Source organism: Pseudomonas sp. GW821-FHT03C07 (assembly GCF_059420925.1).
On sequence record NZ_JBWKUQ010000002.1, the window covers coordinates 273,864 to 289,995 of the forward strand.

16 protein-coding genes and 1 pseudogene are annotated in these 16,132 nt (G+C 60.9%); 9 read left to right on the forward strand and 8 right to left on the reverse strand.

The features are described 5' to 3' along the window. Genes AC07VG_RS04450 through AC07VG_RS04460 form a run of 3 tightly spaced genes read left to right on the forward strand, consistent with a single transcriptional unit; the run spans position 1 to position 2,464 of the window. Entirely contained in the window at positions 1–975 is a 975-nt protein-coding gene (locus AC07VG_RS04450) for a fatty acid desaturase family protein (protein WP_495020558.1), read from the forward strand. 11 nt (positions 976–986) lie between these two features. Then, positions 987–1,742 carry a metal-dependent hydrolase gene (locus AC07VG_RS04455; RefSeq protein WP_495000696.1) on the forward strand — a complete coding sequence of 252 codons (756 nt, stop codon included), beginning with the start codon at positions 987–989 and terminating at the stop codon, positions 1,740–1,742. Positions 1,743–1,744: 2 nt separating this feature from the next. Then, positions 1,745–2,464 carry a VOC family protein gene (locus tag AC07VG_RS04460; protein ID WP_495000697.1) on the forward strand — a complete coding sequence of 240 codons (720 nt, stop codon included), beginning with the start codon at positions 1,745–1,747 and terminating at the stop codon, positions 2,462–2,464. Positions 2,465–2,518: 54 nt separating this feature from the next. Here the strand turns inward: AC07VG_RS04460 and AC07VG_RS04465 are convergent, their stop codons facing one another. After that, entirely contained in the window at positions 2,519–3,394 is an 876-nt protein-coding gene (locus AC07VG_RS04465) for a DUF4087 domain-containing protein (protein ID WP_495020559.1), read from the reverse strand. Positions 3,395–3,529: 135 nt separating this feature from the next. After that, positions 3,530–4,594: a hypothetical protein gene (locus AC07VG_RS04470; protein WP_495000699.1), complete on the reverse strand. Its 1,065-nt coding sequence runs from the start codon at positions 4,592–4,594 to the stop codon at positions 3,530–3,532. Between the two features lie 274 nt (positions 4,595–4,868). On the opposite strand from AC07VG_RS04470, the pseudogene AC07VG_RS04475 reads away from it, so the two are divergent. Next, a pseudogene (locus tag AC07VG_RS04475) lies at positions 4,869–5,024 on the forward strand (DUF3077 domain-containing protein); the annotation flags it as partial. Positions 5,025–5,156: 132 nt separating this feature from the next. Here the strand turns inward: AC07VG_RS04475 and AC07VG_RS04480 are convergent. After that, positions 5,157–6,146: a LysR family transcriptional regulator gene (locus AC07VG_RS04480; protein WP_495000700.1), complete on the reverse strand. Its 990-nt coding sequence runs from the start codon at positions 6,144–6,146 to the stop codon at positions 5,157–5,159. A gap of 85 nt (positions 6,147–6,231) precedes the next feature. On the opposite strand from AC07VG_RS04480, the gene AC07VG_RS04485 reads away from it, so the two are divergent. The 5 genes from AC07VG_RS04485 (at position 6,232) to AC07VG_RS04505 (ending at position 10,534) form a co-directional block, all read left to right on the forward strand. Continuing rightward, positions 6,232–7,401, forward strand: coding sequence for a M20 aminoacylase family protein (locus tag AC07VG_RS04485; protein WP_495000701.1), 1,170 nt, complete (start codon positions 6,232–6,234; stop codon positions 7,399–7,401). A 75-nt stretch (positions 7,402–7,476) separates the two neighbouring features. Further along, complete coding sequence (locus AC07VG_RS04490; RefSeq protein WP_495020652.1) at positions 7,477–8,256, forward strand: ABC transporter substrate-binding protein; 780 nt, start codon at positions 7,477–7,479, stop codon at positions 8,254–8,256. Positions 8,257–8,346: 90 nt separating this feature from the next. Then, positions 8,347–9,036 (forward strand): ABC transporter permease, encoded by a 690-nt coding sequence (locus tag AC07VG_RS04495; RefSeq protein WP_495020560.1) that lies wholly within the window; start codon positions 8,347–8,349, stop codon positions 9,034–9,036. Further along, positions 9,033–9,746, forward strand: coding sequence for an ABC transporter permease (locus AC07VG_RS04500; protein ID WP_495000704.1), 714 nt, complete (start codon positions 9,033–9,035; stop codon positions 9,744–9,746). Before AC07VG_RS04495 ends, AC07VG_RS04500 begins: the two co-directional genes overlap by 4 nt. A 20-nt stretch (positions 9,747–9,766) precedes the next feature. Next, positions 9,767–10,534 carry an ABC transporter ATP-binding protein gene (locus tag AC07VG_RS04505; protein WP_495000705.1) on the forward strand — a complete coding sequence of 256 codons (768 nt, stop codon included), beginning with the start codon at positions 9,767–9,769 and terminating at the stop codon, positions 10,532–10,534. A 19-nt stretch (positions 10,535–10,553) separates the two neighbouring features. On the opposite strand, the gene AC07VG_RS04510 is transcribed toward AC07VG_RS04505, so the two are convergent. The 5 genes from AC07VG_RS04510 to AC07VG_RS04530 form a co-directional block, all read right to left on the reverse strand. After that, entirely contained in the window at positions 10,554–10,700 is a 147-nt protein-coding gene (locus AC07VG_RS04510) for a hypothetical protein (RefSeq protein ID WP_495000706.1), read from the reverse strand. A gap of 208 nt (positions 10,701–10,908) precedes the next feature. After that, entirely contained in the window at positions 10,909–11,130 is a 222-nt protein-coding gene (locus tag AC07VG_RS04515; protein WP_103497581.1) for a formate dehydrogenase subunit delta, read from the reverse strand. Further along, positions 11,127–14,015 carry a formate dehydrogenase subunit alpha gene (gene fdhF / locus AC07VG_RS04520; RefSeq protein WP_495020561.1) on the reverse strand — a complete coding sequence of 963 codons (2,889 nt, stop codon included), beginning with the start codon at positions 14,013–14,015 and terminating at the stop codon, positions 11,127–11,129. Before fdhF ends, AC07VG_RS04515 begins: the two co-directional genes overlap by 4 nt. Then, positions 14,012–15,574 carry a formate dehydrogenase beta subunit gene (locus AC07VG_RS04525; RefSeq protein WP_495000708.1) on the reverse strand — a complete coding sequence of 521 codons (1,563 nt, stop codon included), beginning with the start codon at positions 15,572–15,574 and terminating at the stop codon, positions 14,012–14,014. Before AC07VG_RS04525 ends, fdhF begins: the two co-directional genes overlap by 4 nt. Next, a complete protein-coding gene (locus AC07VG_RS04530; protein WP_495000709.1) occupies positions 15,571–16,047 on the reverse strand; it encodes a formate dehydrogenase subunit gamma in 477 nt (158 codons plus the stop codon). The genes AC07VG_RS04525 and AC07VG_RS04530 overlap by 4 nt, the downstream gene beginning before the upstream one ends. Between the last annotated feature and the right edge of the window lie 85 nt (positions 16,048–16,132).

Below are 16,132 nucleotides of genomic sequence, written 5' to 3' on the forward strand. Positions count from 1 at the left end.
ATGACAAACGCAACTATCGAGCCGCTGTGCACAAAAACGGCTGGGACCAGGGATCGTATCGGCACCGTGGCGCGCGCCCAGTTGTTGGCGTGGGGTAAAACCGCGCCGTTGCGATTACTCGCCACCACGGTATTGGAGTGGCTACTTATCCTGTGTGCGGCGGGTCTGGCGATCTACGCAGAGACGATTTGGGCCACGCTGTTGGCCGTGGTGTTCATTGGTACAAGGCAACATGCCTTACTCATTCTGATGCATGAGTTTTCACACCGGCAGTTCAGCCGGACGCGCCCTGTTCTCAACGACACGCTGGGTGACTTCCTGACAGCAATCCCGTTCACCATCACGATCTTCGGGTTTCGTCGCGACCACACCGCGCACCATCTGCATACCGCGACCGAGCGCGATCCCAACTGGGTTTCGTGTCGGGGGCAGGACCGTTTCACGTTTCCCAAATCGGCGTCCAACATACTCGTTCTGTTGCTGAAACACTGCATGGGGCTGTACGGTATCCATGAGTTGAGAACGGCCCTGGTGACTTCGAAAATGGCGTCGCAATGTCCGCCTGGCACGCGGTATCGCCAATGGATCTTCGCCGTTCTGTGCGTGGTGATTTTCACCGGGTTCCACCTCTGGCTGGCGGCTTTGGTGTACTGGTTCCTGCCCCTGTTTACCGTGTTGATGGCGTTGCTGTATTGGCGCGATGTGGCCGAGCATTTCGCTATACCGCACTCCGTTCCCGGATCCTCCCGTACGGTGATTGCCACGTGGTGGGAGCGCCTGTTGGTTGCCCCCCACGGTGTTGGCTTTCATGCCGAACATCACTTGTATCCCGCGGTGCCGGGCTTTCGCCTCAGGCAGGTGCATGACGCGCTGAGGAAGGGTGAGATGCATCCCCGCCAGGCACATATCACGCATGGCTATTTCTCAGGGTTGCTCCGTGAGATCGCCGTCGCCGGTACCCTGGTACATTTGTGAGGCATTGACGCATGGATTATCTCGAACAATCGGCGTCCGACCCTAGCGGCGAGGCCAGCGCTTTCAAGCCCTACTGGAACGACACCTCGATCAGGACCTACCTGTTCGATGCTTGTTCGGTCCTGCTTCCTGCGGGTGAGCAATTCGTGATTGCGGTGGTGGAGTCATCGGCTTTACAACTGCAACAGACTTCGCTTCTTGCCGAACATTCGCGTCGCTTCGTGGCAGAGGAGCAGGCTCATCAGCGAGCGCACCGGCGGTACAACGAGCAACTGGAAGAGCAGGGGTTTGAAGTCAAGAAGTTCGAGCACATGATCGAAAAGGATCTTGAGACCCTTCGATCAAAATTGTCACTCAATGCGCAGCTGGCATTGGCGGCCGCGTTCGAGCACGTGACAGCGGTCATGTCCAAAGCCGCCTTGCGTAGAGACGGCCTGCTCTCGCTCAAGGAGTCGTCACAGACACGCCTATGGCGATGGCACTGCGCCGAAGAAGTGGCGCACCAGCACGTCACCACGGATCTTCTGCGATCACTGGGCATACCCTACTGGCAGCGGATTTTCTATTTTCTGGCTGCCTCGGGGCTTATGGCGTTCGATGTCATTCGCCACATCCACAGCTTTGCCCGCCTCGACATCGCCCGCGGCCGTATCAGCGCGAAGGAGGTACGACGGGCTGTCGGCAGCTTGTTGTTCCGCGATGGCATCAATCTGGTTCTCATGGCTATCGAGTGGGGCAGCTACTTCCTGCCGCTAAGGAAAAAATAGCGTTGAAAACCGGTGCTGATGCGTTGTTCGAATACCATTGCTCCTCTGCACAAAATCATCAAGGCGGTGCGTGTGTGAAAAGTACTATCGATCACCTGGCTGTGGTGGCGCCGGACCTCGATACCGGCTGTGCGTTCGTCACTGGCGTTCTGGGCGTCGACCTTCAACCGGGCGGTGCCCATCCACGTATGGGCACCCATAACCGGTTGCTCCGCCTTGGCCCTGAGCTTTATCTGGAAGTGATTGCGGCGGACCCATCGGCTGAACGCCCCAGCCGGCCTCGCTGGTTCGGCCTTGATCAACTTGCGCCCGACTCACCGGCGCGCCTGGCGACATGGGTTGCGCGAACCGATGATATCCAAGCCGCCAGCGCTTCCTGCCACGACATCGTCGGGGATGTCGAGCCCATGACCAGAGGAGCATTGTCTTGGCAGATAACCATACCTGCGGACGGCCGCCTGCCTTTGGGAGGCTCTGCCCCGACCCTGATCCAATGGGAACAGGCGACTCATCCCGCGAGCACAATGCAAGACAAAGGCTGTTCTCTCGTGGCTTTGGATGTCTTCCATACTGATCCGGAAAAAATCAAAGCGGTGCTGACGGCCATAAACTTTTCGGGGCCGGTTTATCTTCATGCGCTCAAAAATACGTCAACTCCGTTTTTGATCGCGCATATTCAAACCCCCAGTGGTTTAAAAACATTGCCGATTTCGGGGGCGTGAGCCGCTCGCGGATCTGTTGCAGTCACTGGGCATCACCTTAGGGGGGCGTATTTTCTACTGCTTCTGGTCAAATCGAACCGAGCGAATGATCGCGCCAATCGTGTCGAAGTCCTGGTAGTAACCCACGGTATCGAACAGCAACTGCGTCTTGTCGTTGTAGACGATCGCCATCAGGCAGGTACCGCCGGCGGCGTGAAAGCCGGTCTCTTCATCGCCGACGCCACAGGTCTGGGTCGTTTGCATGCCTTTCCAGCCCGGGCCTTCGATGATGTCGACGGGGCTGGGCGAGTCCATGCCGGCGCTACGCATCCAGACGCCGTCTTCCTGGGAAAAGATCATGCTGTCGGCGGCCTGTTGCAGCGTGCCGTGCTGGACACAGAGGTTGAGGGTGTATTCCTCGTTGGTCTGAGTCTTTGGCTGATTGAGGTTCAGGCATTCCTTGTTCTGGCTGACCTTCCAGCCCTTCGGATAGTTGAAGCTGAAGCCCGCGGCCTGGTAGGGCTTCATGCTTTTGGCTGAGGCCGGCACCTCGGGTGGCCGTGGCGCCAGCGGATTGGCCGGCTCGTGCAAGGTGGTATCGTTGCGGCAGGCAGCCAGTGGGCGGGCGACCGCATTGGTCAGGTGGTTCAGGCGGTGGGTCTGGGGATCGGCGCTGGCGGTCATGCAGCCACAGCCGTAGCCATAATGCCCGTTGGTGCGCACCCATTGCGCATCGCTGAACTGTGGCCAGCCACCTTCGGCCTGGTAGCCGCCTTGAGTCGCGATTTCCCAGGTGCCGTCACGGTCGGTGAGGGTGGCGTTCGCCGCGGTCGGGTTTTCGAACCAGCCGCAGCGGCGTTCGACCTTGTCGGCGGCATGGGCCGGCAGGATCACGCAGGTCAACGCGAGAGTGATCAGGGAGAACTGGATGTGCGGGGAGAGGCGCGGCATGGAGCGTCCTTGTCTGTGATCGGCAGATGGCGGCGGTGCGCTGGAGTGGTCGCCGAAAGCATAGGTGATGATAGCGAATGTTGGGCTTTTCTCGCGGCAGTAGCGTGCGTGAGCCTTGCCGCGAGGCCCCGGGCTTCAGCGTCTCCAGCAATCGTCGTAACGCTCGCAGACGCCGTAATGCGCATCCATCTGCGCCATCCGCTTCAGATGATGGTCGATGGTTTCGAGCATCACCCGCTTGCTGGCGCCGAAATAGTAGAGAGTCATCGACTTGTATTGTTCGAGCGCGGCCACATTGGTCGATTTGGCTGACTTGTCTTCGGGCTGCGCCCGTTGTTCCAGGTCCTCATCCTTCAACTGACGCAGGCGCAGAAGGTACTCGTCCTTGTAAAGCTGCAAGGTCCGCTCTTTGCGTTGGGCCGCTTCTGCATCGAAGGCCTGGAGATTCTGGCGATACAAGGTCCAATAGTCGTCCGGCAGGGTGAAGCCCAGCTTGGCCTTGCGCTCGGCGATCAAACCGTCGATTTTTTCCGCGGAGAACGCGCTCTTGGCGATTTCAGCCGGGTCGGGTTTCATGGCTGGAATCAGACTGTTGTCGATAATCCGGCCTATCAGTTCCAGGCGATGGGGGGTGTCCGGCAACGGTTCAGGTGGTTTTGGGAACATCAGATTGCGCCCGACACAGGCCGGGAGGCCTTTTTCAAAGATCAGGACAGGACTGCGCTGCTCCTTGCCATTGATCTTGCGGACCTGTTGTAACTTACTGCTGCACTGGCCTTTGCCGGAGTCGAAGGTCAGCTCGTATTCGGCATTGCGTTCAGGCTTGAGATTGATGCTGTTGCCACAAACCGAATAGCCGTTCTGGGTATGGATCCGCAGAAGGGTTTCGTGTTCGGGCTTGAGTTTGATTTCCAGATAGCCCCTGGCGTTTTCCGGCGGCGCGATGCTCATGTCGGCGCGTCGCTTGGTATCGCCAAGCAACAGGTTGTTGAGAATACCGGTGGTTTGCCCATCGCAATGCTCGGCATCGAAGTAATCGAGCGTGGCGTTTTGCGTGTTGGCGATGAAACGCAGCTTGGCGGCGTCTGGGTCCGTGGCGTCCGGGTAGGTACCGTTGACGCTGCAACCTCCCAGTAGCGCCGATAGCAGCAGTGTCGTTGTGGTTAACAGGCGTGATGGATAAAGTGAAAGAACCGGCATGGTCATCCCTGGCTGACGGATACGGAAGAAAGGCGGCGATGCTACTGAAATGCCACTATTGGGTCCAGTCCGGGAGAGAGCGTGCGGTTTGTCCTGGTTTTCACGAACCAAGCATTCGGAATAGCGCCACAAATCATTCGGTACACACAAACCCTGTAGGAGCCGGGCTTGCCCGCGAAAGCGCCGGTCCAGACAGTGTAGATCTCAAGTGAACGCCTTCTAGTGCTTGGGTGCCGCCATGAAGTCGCCCTGAATAAGTGATACTTTCATCTGAAATCTCCTGCTCTATTGCGCCAAAGCACTCTCCCTCGATGCCGCACTGGAAACCGACGGCGAACGCTATGCCTGGGCATCGCATTACCTGGGCGAGATGGGCAAGGCGGTGATCGATGATTTGACGCAGGGGATGTTGCGCGGGGCATCGGTGTAGGCGGGTGACGTTCGGTTGAGACCGGTTTGGGCGGTGGGTGTTGGCAGGCTCACCGCGTTATCGTTCATCGCGAGCAAGCTCGGCTCCTACAGGAAGCAGGATGGCGGGGTTTTTCGTGCTTCTGCTGTCGCCTCATAGCCGCAGCCGTAAGGTTTCAAAAAGCTGCCGGTCCTCCTTCTTCGCTGAACGGGCATGGCGCCGAATGACCTGTAACAAGCAATCCGCGAAGCACTGCGCCGGTTTGCTCAGCGCGCCATTACGGCGTGTCACGATGCTCAGTTGTCTCGGTTCGAACTGTTCCTTCAGCTCCAGGGAAACCACTCGACCGAGAAAGGGCGGGGCAATGCTCACTATGGATGGCCCCCAGGTGCACATATCGGCCCGCTCGACCATCATCTGCAAAATGGCCAGCGAATGGGCACGGACGATGCGTTTTTCATCGATCTGCGCGCCGTGTTGCCAGAACAACTCCTGCATCAGCCCATCGTGCCCGTCCGGTGCATAGTTCAGCGTCCAGTCCTGCTCCAGCAGCTCGTGAATCGATCGCGCACCCTGGCGTGCATGGCCCTGTCGGACCAGCACCGAGGTCTGGTAGTCCAGCAAGATTTCGCTGGCGAACTCCTGGCTCGATTGCGTCGGGTGCAGTTGGCCAATCGCAAAGTCCATGCTGCCATCGCGTAATAACGGTTGGGCCACCGCCATCAGGCTTTCAAACAACTCCAGACGGATTTCCGGCATTTGTTCGCGAAACGCCACCACCACTTCAGGCAGGAAGGTCAGCGCGATCCAGGGTGTGACCCCGACACACAGCCGTCCCTGAGCCTTGCCTCGCAGGTGATCGAGTTCGGTTTGCGCGTGTTCCAGCTGCTTGATCACCAGCCGGGCGTGAGTCAGCAGGACTTTGCCGTACTGGGTGAAGCTCAGGCCACTGGGCGTTCGGGTGAACAGTGGTAGCTGCTGGCTGGTTTCCAGCTCGCGCAGGGCTTTGGTCACCGCGGCCTGGGAAATTTCCAGCGAACGCGCGGCGGCGCGGATACTGCCGGTTTCAGCGCTGGCAATCAGCGCTTGTAATTGATGCAGCTTCATCTGCTCACCCTGGTGACAACTTATGGTTGTCATCATAACCAAACTGCGTCTCCCCAGCCCAGTGTCGCTTCCCTAAGATCCACCCCATCAACCGCTCAGATCTCGTCGAAGGGGTACAACAATGGATGCCGGCCATGTCCTGTCAGGTATTGCAGCGATACAGGATGAAATGATCGCGTTGCGTCGCGCTATTCACGCGCATCCCGAGCTGGGTTTTGAAGAGTTCGCCACCAGCGAGCGTGTTGCTCAATGTTTGACCCAGTGGGGTTTTCAGGTCAGCACCGGCGTCGGCAAGACCGGCGTCGTCGGCACCCTGAAAAATGGCCAAGGCCGCTCCATCGGTTTGCGTGCCGACATGGATGCGCTGCCGATTCAGGAGGCCAGCGGCTTGCCCTATGCCAGCCGAATCGACGGGGTTATGCATGCCTGTGGCCACGACGGACATACGGCTACCTTGCTGACGGCCGCCAGGCACCTGGCACAGACCCGGACGTTCAATGGCACCCTGCAAGTGATCTTTCAACCGGCCGAAGAAGGGCTCGGTGGTGCCCGGAAAATGCTCGAAGAGGGCTTGCTCGAACGCTTTCCGTGTGACGCGATCTTTGCCATGCACAACGTGCCGGGTTATCCCGTCGGGCACATGGGGTTCTACAGCGGGCCGTTCATGGCTTCGGCCGACACGGTGACGATCACCATCCTCGGTAACGGTGGCCATGGCGCGGTGCCGCACAAGGCGGTCGATCCAGTGCTGGTCTGCTCGTCGATTGTGATTGCGCTGCAAAGCATCGTGTCGCGCAACGTCAATCCACAGGAAATGGCGATTATCACGGTGGGCTCCCTGCACGCTGGCAGCGCGTCGAATGTGATCCCGTCCAGCGCCCAGATGAGCTTGAGCGTGCGGGCACTGACCCCTGAAATTCGCCACCTGCTTGAAGTCAGAATTACCGAGTTGGTCAATGGACAGGCTGCCAGTTTCGGTGCCCGCGCCGAGATCGACTATCAACATTGTCATCCCGTATTGATCAACCATCCCGAGCAGACCGCGTTTGCCCGGGAAGTCGCCCTGGACTGGTTGGGCGAAGAGCAATTGATCGACAACCTGCGGCCCTTCACCGCGAGTGAGGACTTCGCCTTCATCCTGGAACAATGCCCCGGCAGTTACCTGGTGATTGGCAACGGAGAGGGCGAGCGCGGTTGTCAGTTGCACAACCCCGGCTACGACTTCAATGATGCCTGTCTGCCGATCGGGGCGAGCTACTGGGTCAAGTTGGTCGAGCGTTTCCTGAGTTGAGACGCCGTCTTTTCGCGCGTCAGTCTGTACAAAAAAATCGTCTGCGGTCTGAAGAGGAAAATAACAATGAACAAGATGATTGCCGCTGTATCCCTGGTGTTCCTGACGGCTTACAGCCTGGCTGGCGCGGCTGACTGGTCCGGTAAAACCTTGAAGCTGGGTGTCGATCCCACATACCCGCCGCTGGAATACAAGAACAAGGACGGCTCCCTGACCGGCTTCGGGGTCGATATCGCCGAAGCGCTCTGCGCCGAGCTGAAAGCTCACTGTGTCTGGGTAGAAAGCAGCTGGGATGGGATGATCCCGGCGCTGCTGGCGCGCAAGTTCGACGCGGTGGCGTCGTCGATGACCGTGACCCCCAAGCGCCAGGAGCAGATCGCTTTTACCGACAAGGTTTCCAACGCGCCGGCACGTTTGGTGGTCAAGCGCGGATCGGGGCTGCTGCCGACCCTTGAATCGCTCAAGGGCAAGCGCATTGGCGTGGAGCAGGGCTCGACCCAGGAGGCATTTGCCAAAGCCGTCTGGGGTTCGAAGGGCGTGGACGTGCTGTCGTACCAGAATCAGGACCAGGTCTACGCCGACCTGGTGGTGGGCCGCCTTGATGCTTCGCTGCAGGGCGCCATTCAAGCCAGTTACGGTTTCCTCGGCACGGCGGCGGGCAAGGACTATGAGTTTGCCGGTGCGACCCTGGACGATCCGGCCTTTTTCGGGGTCGGTGACGGCATCGGCCTGCGCAAGAACGATGTCGCGTTACGCGAAGATTTGAACAAGGCCCTGGCAACCATTCTGGCCAACGGCACTTATGCGCGTATCAACCAGAAATACTTTGATTTCGACGTCTACGGCGCGAAATAACGCTCTCACTACCTTGACCGGAGCGGTCGCGCGGACCGCTCCGTTACCGCATCCCCTTCACCTCAGCCTAATAAAAACAAGGAGAGTGAAATGCTTCTGGAAGGCTTTGGCCCGCAGATCCTGCTGGGCACCCTGGCCACAATCAAACTGGCGCTCTGTTCACTGTTGATCGCCGTACTGGCCGGGCTGCTCGGCGCCAGTTCGAAGTTGTCCACCAGCCCTTTGTTGCGCGCGCTGGCCACCGCTTATACGACGCTGATTCGCAGCATGCCGGATCTGGTGATCATGCTGTTGCTGTTCTTCAGCCTGCAAATGCTGCTCAACCGCATAACTGATTGGTTGGGCGTCGGCCAGATCGATATTGACCCGTTCCTGGCCGGTGTCGTCACTCTCTCCTTCATTTACGGGGCCTACTTTACCGAGACGTTTCGTGGTGCCTTCCAGGCTGTTCCGGCAGGCCAGCTGGAAGCAGCGCGGGCGTATGGCATGAGCCGCTGGAACAGCTTTCACAAGGTGCTGTTCCCGCAAATGCTCCGTCATGCGCTGCCGGGCATCGGCAACAACTGGCAGGTGTTGATCAAGTCCACGGCGCTGGTCTCGATCATCGGCCTGACCGATGTGGTCAAGGCCACGCAGGATGCCGGCAAGGGCTCGCTGCAGTTCTTTTATTTCACCCTGGTTGGCGGCCTGATCTACCTCGCCATTACCACCCTGTCCAATGGGGTACTGATGTGGCTTGAGCAGCGCTACTCAGTGGGCGTCCGGAAGGCTGCGCTATGACGGGCATTCTCGGTGACTACTGGCAGGCGTACTTATGGCGTGACGGGCCGTATTTTTCCGGCCTGGCAGTGACCTTGTGGTTGCTCATCCTGGCGGTGGCGATTGGCTTTTTATTGGCGGTGCCATTGTCGATTGCCCGCGTCAGCCGCAATCCACTGCTGCGCCTGCCGGTCTGGTGCTACACCTACGTGTTTCGCGGTACACCGTTGTATATCCAGCTGCTGTTCTTCTACACCGGGGTGTACAGCTTGCAGGTGGTGCGCTCCGAGGATTTGCTCAACGCGTTTTTCCGCGACGGCTTCAACTGCACGGTGTTGGCGTTCGGGCTCAATACCTGTGCCTACATGACCGAGATTTTCGCCGGCGCGATCAGGGCTGTTCCCCATGGCGAAATCGAGGCCGCACGGGCTTATGGGATGAACCGTTTCACGCTGTATCGGCGGATCGTCCTGCCCTCGGCGTTGCGCCAGGCCCTGCCGTTGTTCAGCAATGAAGTGATTCTGATGCTGCACTCCACCTCGGTGGCGTTCACCGCCACGGTGCCCGATTTGTTGAAGATTGCCCGGGACGTCAATTCGGCGACCTATGCCTCTTTCACTGCCTTTGGCATTGCCGGGGTGTTGTATGCCGGCAGCGCGTTTTTCCTGATCTGGCTGTTTCGATGTGGCGAGCTGCATTGGCTGGCTTACCTCAAACCCCGGACGCACTGACCCCCAGCGGATTTGCTCGAATGTATAAGTTGATCGTTGAAGATATCCATAAAAACTATGGCAGCCATGAAGTCCTCAAGGGTGTCTCGCTCAAGGCTAAAGCGGGTGATGTGATCAGCATCATCGGCTCCTCGGGCTCTGGAAAAAGTACCTTTCTGCGTTGTATCAACCTGCTCGAACAACCGTCGTCGGGACGCATCACTGTCAATGCCGAGGAATTGCTCACACGCAAGAACTCAGGGGGCGACTTGTGTGCGGCCAATCCCCGGCAGTTGCAGCGGATGCGCAGCCAGTTGTCGATGGTGTTTCAGCACTTCAATCTGTGGAGCCATATGACGGTGCTGGAGAACCTTGTCGAGTGCCCGATGAGTGTGTTGGGTCTCGGACGCAAGGAAGCTCTGGAGCGGGCTCGGCATTACCTGGCGAAGGTGGGCCTGGCGGAAAAGGTCGAGAGCCAATATCCGGTCCAGCTCTCCGGCGGCCAACAGCAGCGTGTCGCCATTGCCCGTGCGCTGGCCATGGAACCCCAGGTGATGTTGTTCGACGAACCCACTTCGGCCCTGGACCCGGAACTGGTAGGCGAGGTGCTCAAAGTCATGCAGCAGTTGGCGGAGGAAGGCCGGACGATGGTGGTGGTCACCCATGAAATGGCGTTTGCCCGGCAGGTGTCGAACCAGGTGGTTTTTCTGCATCAGGGCAGGATAGAGGAGCAGGGAGACCCGAACAGTGTATTTGAACAGCCGCGCAGCGAGCGGTTGCAGCAGTTTCTGGCGGGGAGTCTTAAGTAGTTACGTTAAAAGGCAGGTTTCACCAATCGTCAAGTGGGAGAATGCGGCGATCACCTGCAACCTTCACCGCATCGAGCATCAGGTCAGCCAGTTGCTCGATCACCCGGAGATGGGGCGGTTCGGTCGAATTGAAGGGACCCACGAAGGGGAGCAGCACCCCGTTCATCGTTGTCTATCGCCTCAGATCCCGCGCCAAGCGCATTGAGATTATCCGCTTGCTGCACGGTGCGCAGCAGTGGCCGAAGACTGATTAGTCGAGGGTAATGGTGCGTTGCCGGGCCCTGCTTCTACAGAAGTGCGGGTGCTCGGTAAAAACTGTGCAATGCGCCTTGGCCCGTCTTCACAGGCCAAGGGTTGCAAGCGATCGTGTGAACCTAAGCCTCCCAGCCCGCCCCACTGACCGCCGCCTGCGCCAGCGGGTGCAAGTCCGCGCCCTGATGTTCCGTCTGCCAGGCGAGCAGCTCCTTGCGCATGCCGGGTGTCCAGAACATCTGCAGGTGATTGCGCACGCCGAGCACGGCCTGTTGCTGGTCCGGTTCGGTGGCGAAGTACTGGGCAATCTGGTTGGCCATCTTGATCAGGTTTTCAGTGCTCATCGGCGCACCTCGGCTTTGGCTCCGGTGCTGCGTTCATGGCGGCGTTCGTCGAGCAAGCGTTGTTGTTCGTCGCTGAATTCCTGGTAGCGTTTTTGCCACTCGGAAGGGTGGTAGACGCGGCTGACTTCGACGGCGGTGACCTTGTACTCCGGACAGTTGGTGGCCCAGTCGGAGTTGTCGGTGGTGATGACGTTGGCCCCCGACTCAGGGAAGTGGAAGGTGGTGTACACCACGCCCGGGGCGACCCGTTCGGTGACCCGCGCCCGCAGTACGGTCTGTCCGGCGCGGCTGCCGATGCCGACCCAGTCACCTTCGTTGATGCCACGGCTCTCGGCATCGCTCGGGTGGATTTCCAGGCGGTCTTCGTCGTGCCAGGCGACGTTCTCGGTACGCCGGGTCTGGGCGCCGACGTTGTACTGGCTGAGGATGCGCCCGGTGGTCAGCAGCAGCGGATAGCGATTGTTGACCTTCTCCTCGGTGGGGATGTAGCCGGTAAGCATGAAGCGCCCCTTGCCGCGCACGAATTCCTCGATGTGCATGGTTGGCGTGCCGTCCGGTGCCGCGGCGTTGCACGGCCATTGCAGGCTGCCGTGGCGATCCAGTTCGGTGTAGCTGACGTTGCTGAAGGTCGGCGTCAGGCTGGCGATTTCATCCATGATTTCCGACGGGTGCTTGTAGTTCATGGGGTAACCCAGGGCGTTGGCCAGGGCCACCGTGCCTTCCCAGTCGGCCTTGCCGCCCAGCGGTTCCATGACCTTGCGTACCCGCGAGATGCGCCGCTCGGCGTTGGTGAAGGTGCCGTCTTTTTCCAGGAACGAGCTGCCCGGCAGGAACACATGGGCGAACTTGGCGGTTTCGTTGAGGAAAATATCCTGCACCACGATGCATTCCATGGCCGACAGGGCCGCGGTGACGTGCTGGGTATTGGGGTCGCTCTGGGCGATGTCTTCGCCCTGGCAATACAGGCCCTTGAAGCTGCCGCTGAGGGCGGCCTCGAACATATTGGGGATGCGCAGGCCCGGGTCGGGTTGCAGGGTGACGTGCCAGGCCTGTTCGAACTGCGCCCGTACCACTTCGTTGGAGATGTGCCGGTAACCGGGCAACTCGTGGGGGAAGGAGCCCATGTCACAGGAGCCCTGCACGTTGTTCTGCCCACGCAGTGGGTTCACGCCGACACCTTCGCGGCCGATGTTGCCGGTGGCCATGGCCAGGTTGGCGATGCCCATGACCGCGGTGCTGCCCTGGCTGTGTTCGGTGACGCCCAGGCCGTAGTAGATCGCCGCATTGTTGCCGCCGGCATACAGGCGGGCGGCGGCACGGATGTCGGCAGCGGCGACGCCGCAGATCGGGCCAAGGACTTCCGGCGAGTTTTCCGCGCGGCTGACGAACTCGCTCCAGTGGGCGAAATCGCTGCCCTCGCAGCGGGCGTCGATAAAGGCCTGGTCGAGCAGGCCTTCGGTGACGATGACGTGGGCCAGGGCGTTGAGCATGGCGACGTTGGTGCCCGGGCGCAGGGCCAGGTGCAGTTCGGCGCGGCCATGCACCGCGTCCACCAGGTCGATGCGCCGTGGGTCGATGACGATCAGTCGCGCGCCTTCACGCAGGCGGCGTTTGAGCTGGGAGGCGAACACCGGGTGGGCATCGCTGGGGTTGGCACCGATCACCAGGATCACGTCGGCCTGCATCACCGAGTCGAAACTCTGGGTACCGGCGGATTCGCCCAGGGTTTGTTTCAGGCCATAGCCGGTCGGCGAGTGGCAGACCCGCGCACAGGTGTCGACGTTGTTGTTGCCGAAGGCGGCCCGTACCAGTTTTTGCACCAGGTAGGTTTCTTCGTTGGTGCAACGGCTGGAGGTGATGCCGCCAATGGAGTCGCGTCCGTATTTCTGCTGCAGGCGGCGGAATTCGCTGGCGGCGTAGGTCACCGCTTCATCCCAGCTGACTTCCTGCCAAGGGTCGTTGATGTGTTTGCGGATCATCGGCTTGGTGATGCGATCCGGGTGGCTGGCATAGCCCCAGGCAAAGCGCCCCTTGACGCAGGAATGGCCGTGGTTGGCATGGCCGTTCTTGTCGGGAACCATGCGCACCAGCTTGTCGCCTTTCATTTCGGCGCGGAACGAGCAGCCCACGCCGCAATAGGCACAGGTGGTGATCACGGCGCGTTCGGGCTGACCCAGCTCGACCACGCTTTTTTCCATCAGGGTCGCGGTGGGGCAGGCCTGCACACAGGCGCCGCAGGACACGCATTCCGAGTCGAGGAAATTCTCGCCACCGGCGGCCGCGACCCGCGATTCGAAACCGCGCCCGGTAATGGTCAGGGCAAAGGTGCCCTGGGTTTCTTCGCAGGCGCGCACGCAGCGGTTGCAGACGATGCACTTGCTCGGATCGTAGTCGAAGTAGGGGTTGGAGGTATCCTTCTGCTCGGCCAGGTGGTTTTCACCTTCATAGCCGTAACGCACTTCCCGCAGGCCAACCTGGCCGGCGACGGTTTGCAGCTCGCAGTTGCCGTTGGCCGAGCAGGTCAGGCAGTCCAGCGGGTGATCGGAGATGTACAGCTCCATGACGTTACGGCGCAGGGTGGCGAGCTTTGGCGTCTGGGTGTGCACGCTCATGCCTTCGCTGACCGGCGTGGTGCAGGACGCCGGGTAGCCGCGCATGCCGTCGATCTCCACCAGGCACATGCGGCAGGAGCCGAAGGCTTCCAGGCTGTCGGTGGCGCAGAGTTTCGGAATGGTGGTGCCCAGCAGCGCGGCGGCGCGCATCACCGAGGTGCCTTCGGGCACGCTGATGCTGCGGCCGTCGATGTTCAGGGTGACCTGCACCTGGCTGTCGCGGGCCGGGGTTCCAAGGTCGATATCAGTGTTCGGGTCGAAGAGCGTGATCATTGGTCGGCCTCCGAGGGCTGCAGACCGAAGTCGGCGGGGAAGTACTTGAGGGCGCTGGCTACCGGGTAGGAAGTCATGCCGCCCAGTGCGCAGAGCGAACCGTATTGCAGGGTGTCGCACAGGTCCTTGAGGATGATCGCCTGGGCATCGCGACCGTTCTGGTCAGGTGCGGCCAACAGGCGGTCGATCACCTCCACGCCGCGGGTCGAGCCGATACGGCAAGGGGTGCATTTGCCACAGGATTCCTCGGCGCAGAACTGCAAGGCGAAGCGGGCCATGCGGGCCATGTCCAGGCTGTCGTCGGCTACCACCACACCACCGTGACCGAGCATGGCGCCGATGGCGGCGAAGGCTTCGTAATCCAGCGGTGTGTCGAATTGGCTGGGTGGTACCCAGGCGCCAAGGGGGCCACCGACCTGGGCAGCCTTCAGTGGTCGGCCGCTGGCGGTACCGCCGCCGTAGTCTTCCACCAGTTCCCGCAGGGTCAGGCCGAAGGCGCGTTCCACCAGGCCGCCGTGACGAATATTGCCCGCCAGCTGGAACGGCATGGTGCCCAGGGAGCGGCCCATGCCGTAGTCGCGATAGAACGGCGCGCCCTTGGCCAGAATCAGCGGCACCGAGGCCAGGGTCAGCACGTTGTGCACCAGGGTCGGCAGGCCGAACAGGCCCTTCAGGGCGGGGATCGGCGGCTTGGCGCGGACAATCCCGCGCTTGCCTTCGAGGGAGTCCAGTAGCGCGGTTTCCTCACCGCAGATGTAGGCACCGGCTCCGACGCGCACTTCCATGTCGAAGGGCAGGCCGCTGCCGCCGACATTGGTGCCGAGGTAACCGGCGGCGCGGGCGATGTCCAGCGCTTCGCGCAGGGTGGCCACGGCCTGTGGATATTCCGAGCGCACATAGATGTAGCCGTAGCTGGCGCCGACGGTGATGCCGGCAATGGCCATGCCTTCGATCAGCAGGAAGGGGTCGCCTTCCATCAGCATACGGTCGGCGAAAGTGCCGGAGTCGCCTTCGTCGGCGTTGCAGACAATGTATTTCTGCGCCGCCTGGGCGCTGCGCACCGTGCGCCATTTGATCCCGGCCGGGAAGGCCGCGCCGCCACGGCCACGCAGGCCGGAATCGAACACGGCGCTGGCGGTCTGTTCGCCGCCCAGGGCGATGGCCTGGGTCAAGCCTTCGAAGCCACCGTGGGTGCGGTAATCTTCCAGGGACAGCGGCCGGGTAATGCCGGCGCGGGCGAACAGCAGGCGTTGTTGCGTCTTCAGATACGGCAACTGCTCCACCGGGCCCAAGGCCAGGGGATGGGCGGACGGATCGCCTTGCAGCGCATCGAGCAGCGACGGCACATCGGCAACGGTCAGCGGGCCGAAGCCGATACGGCCTTGCGCGCTGTCGATTTCCAGCAGCGGTTCCAGCCAGTACAGGCCACGGGAGCTGGTGCGTTGCAGGTCCAGCGGCAGATTGCGTTCCTGGGCTTGCGCGGCAAGGGCCGCGGCTACCTCATCGGCACCCACGGCACGGGCAAGGGAGTCAGCGGGCAGATAAAGGCACGGCATCATGCGTCCTCCTGGCAAGCGTCGAGCAGGGCATCCAGGCGTTCGGCGCTGAGTCGTGCGTGCACCTGGCCATCCAGCTCGAGGGCCGGTGAACAGGCGCAGGCGCCGAGGCAGTACACCGGGCGCAGGCTGATGTTGCCGTCGGCGCTGCTGCCGTGGTCGTCCAGTTGCAGGCGTTCGCGCAACTGCGCGGCGAGTTGCTCGGCGCCGCGGCTCTGGCAGGATTCGGCGCGGCACAGGCGCAGGATATGCCGGGCCGGAGGTGCGCTACGGAAGTCGTGGTAGAAGCTGATCACCCCGCGCACTTCGGCCTGACTCAGGTTGAGGGCGTGGGCAATCTCGGGGACGGTGGCATCGGGGATGTAGCCGATGTCCGCCTGAATCTCATGAAGGATGGGCAACAGTGCGCCGGGGGAGCCCTTGTGGCGCTCCAGCACGTTGTTGACCATAGGCAGGTGCAACATCTCATCAGGCATACGGCATTCCTCACGGTCACGGACAAACCAGGCGGTTGTCGGTTGTCCGAAAGTGTCGGCTGCGGCACTCACGCCACGTCACGGT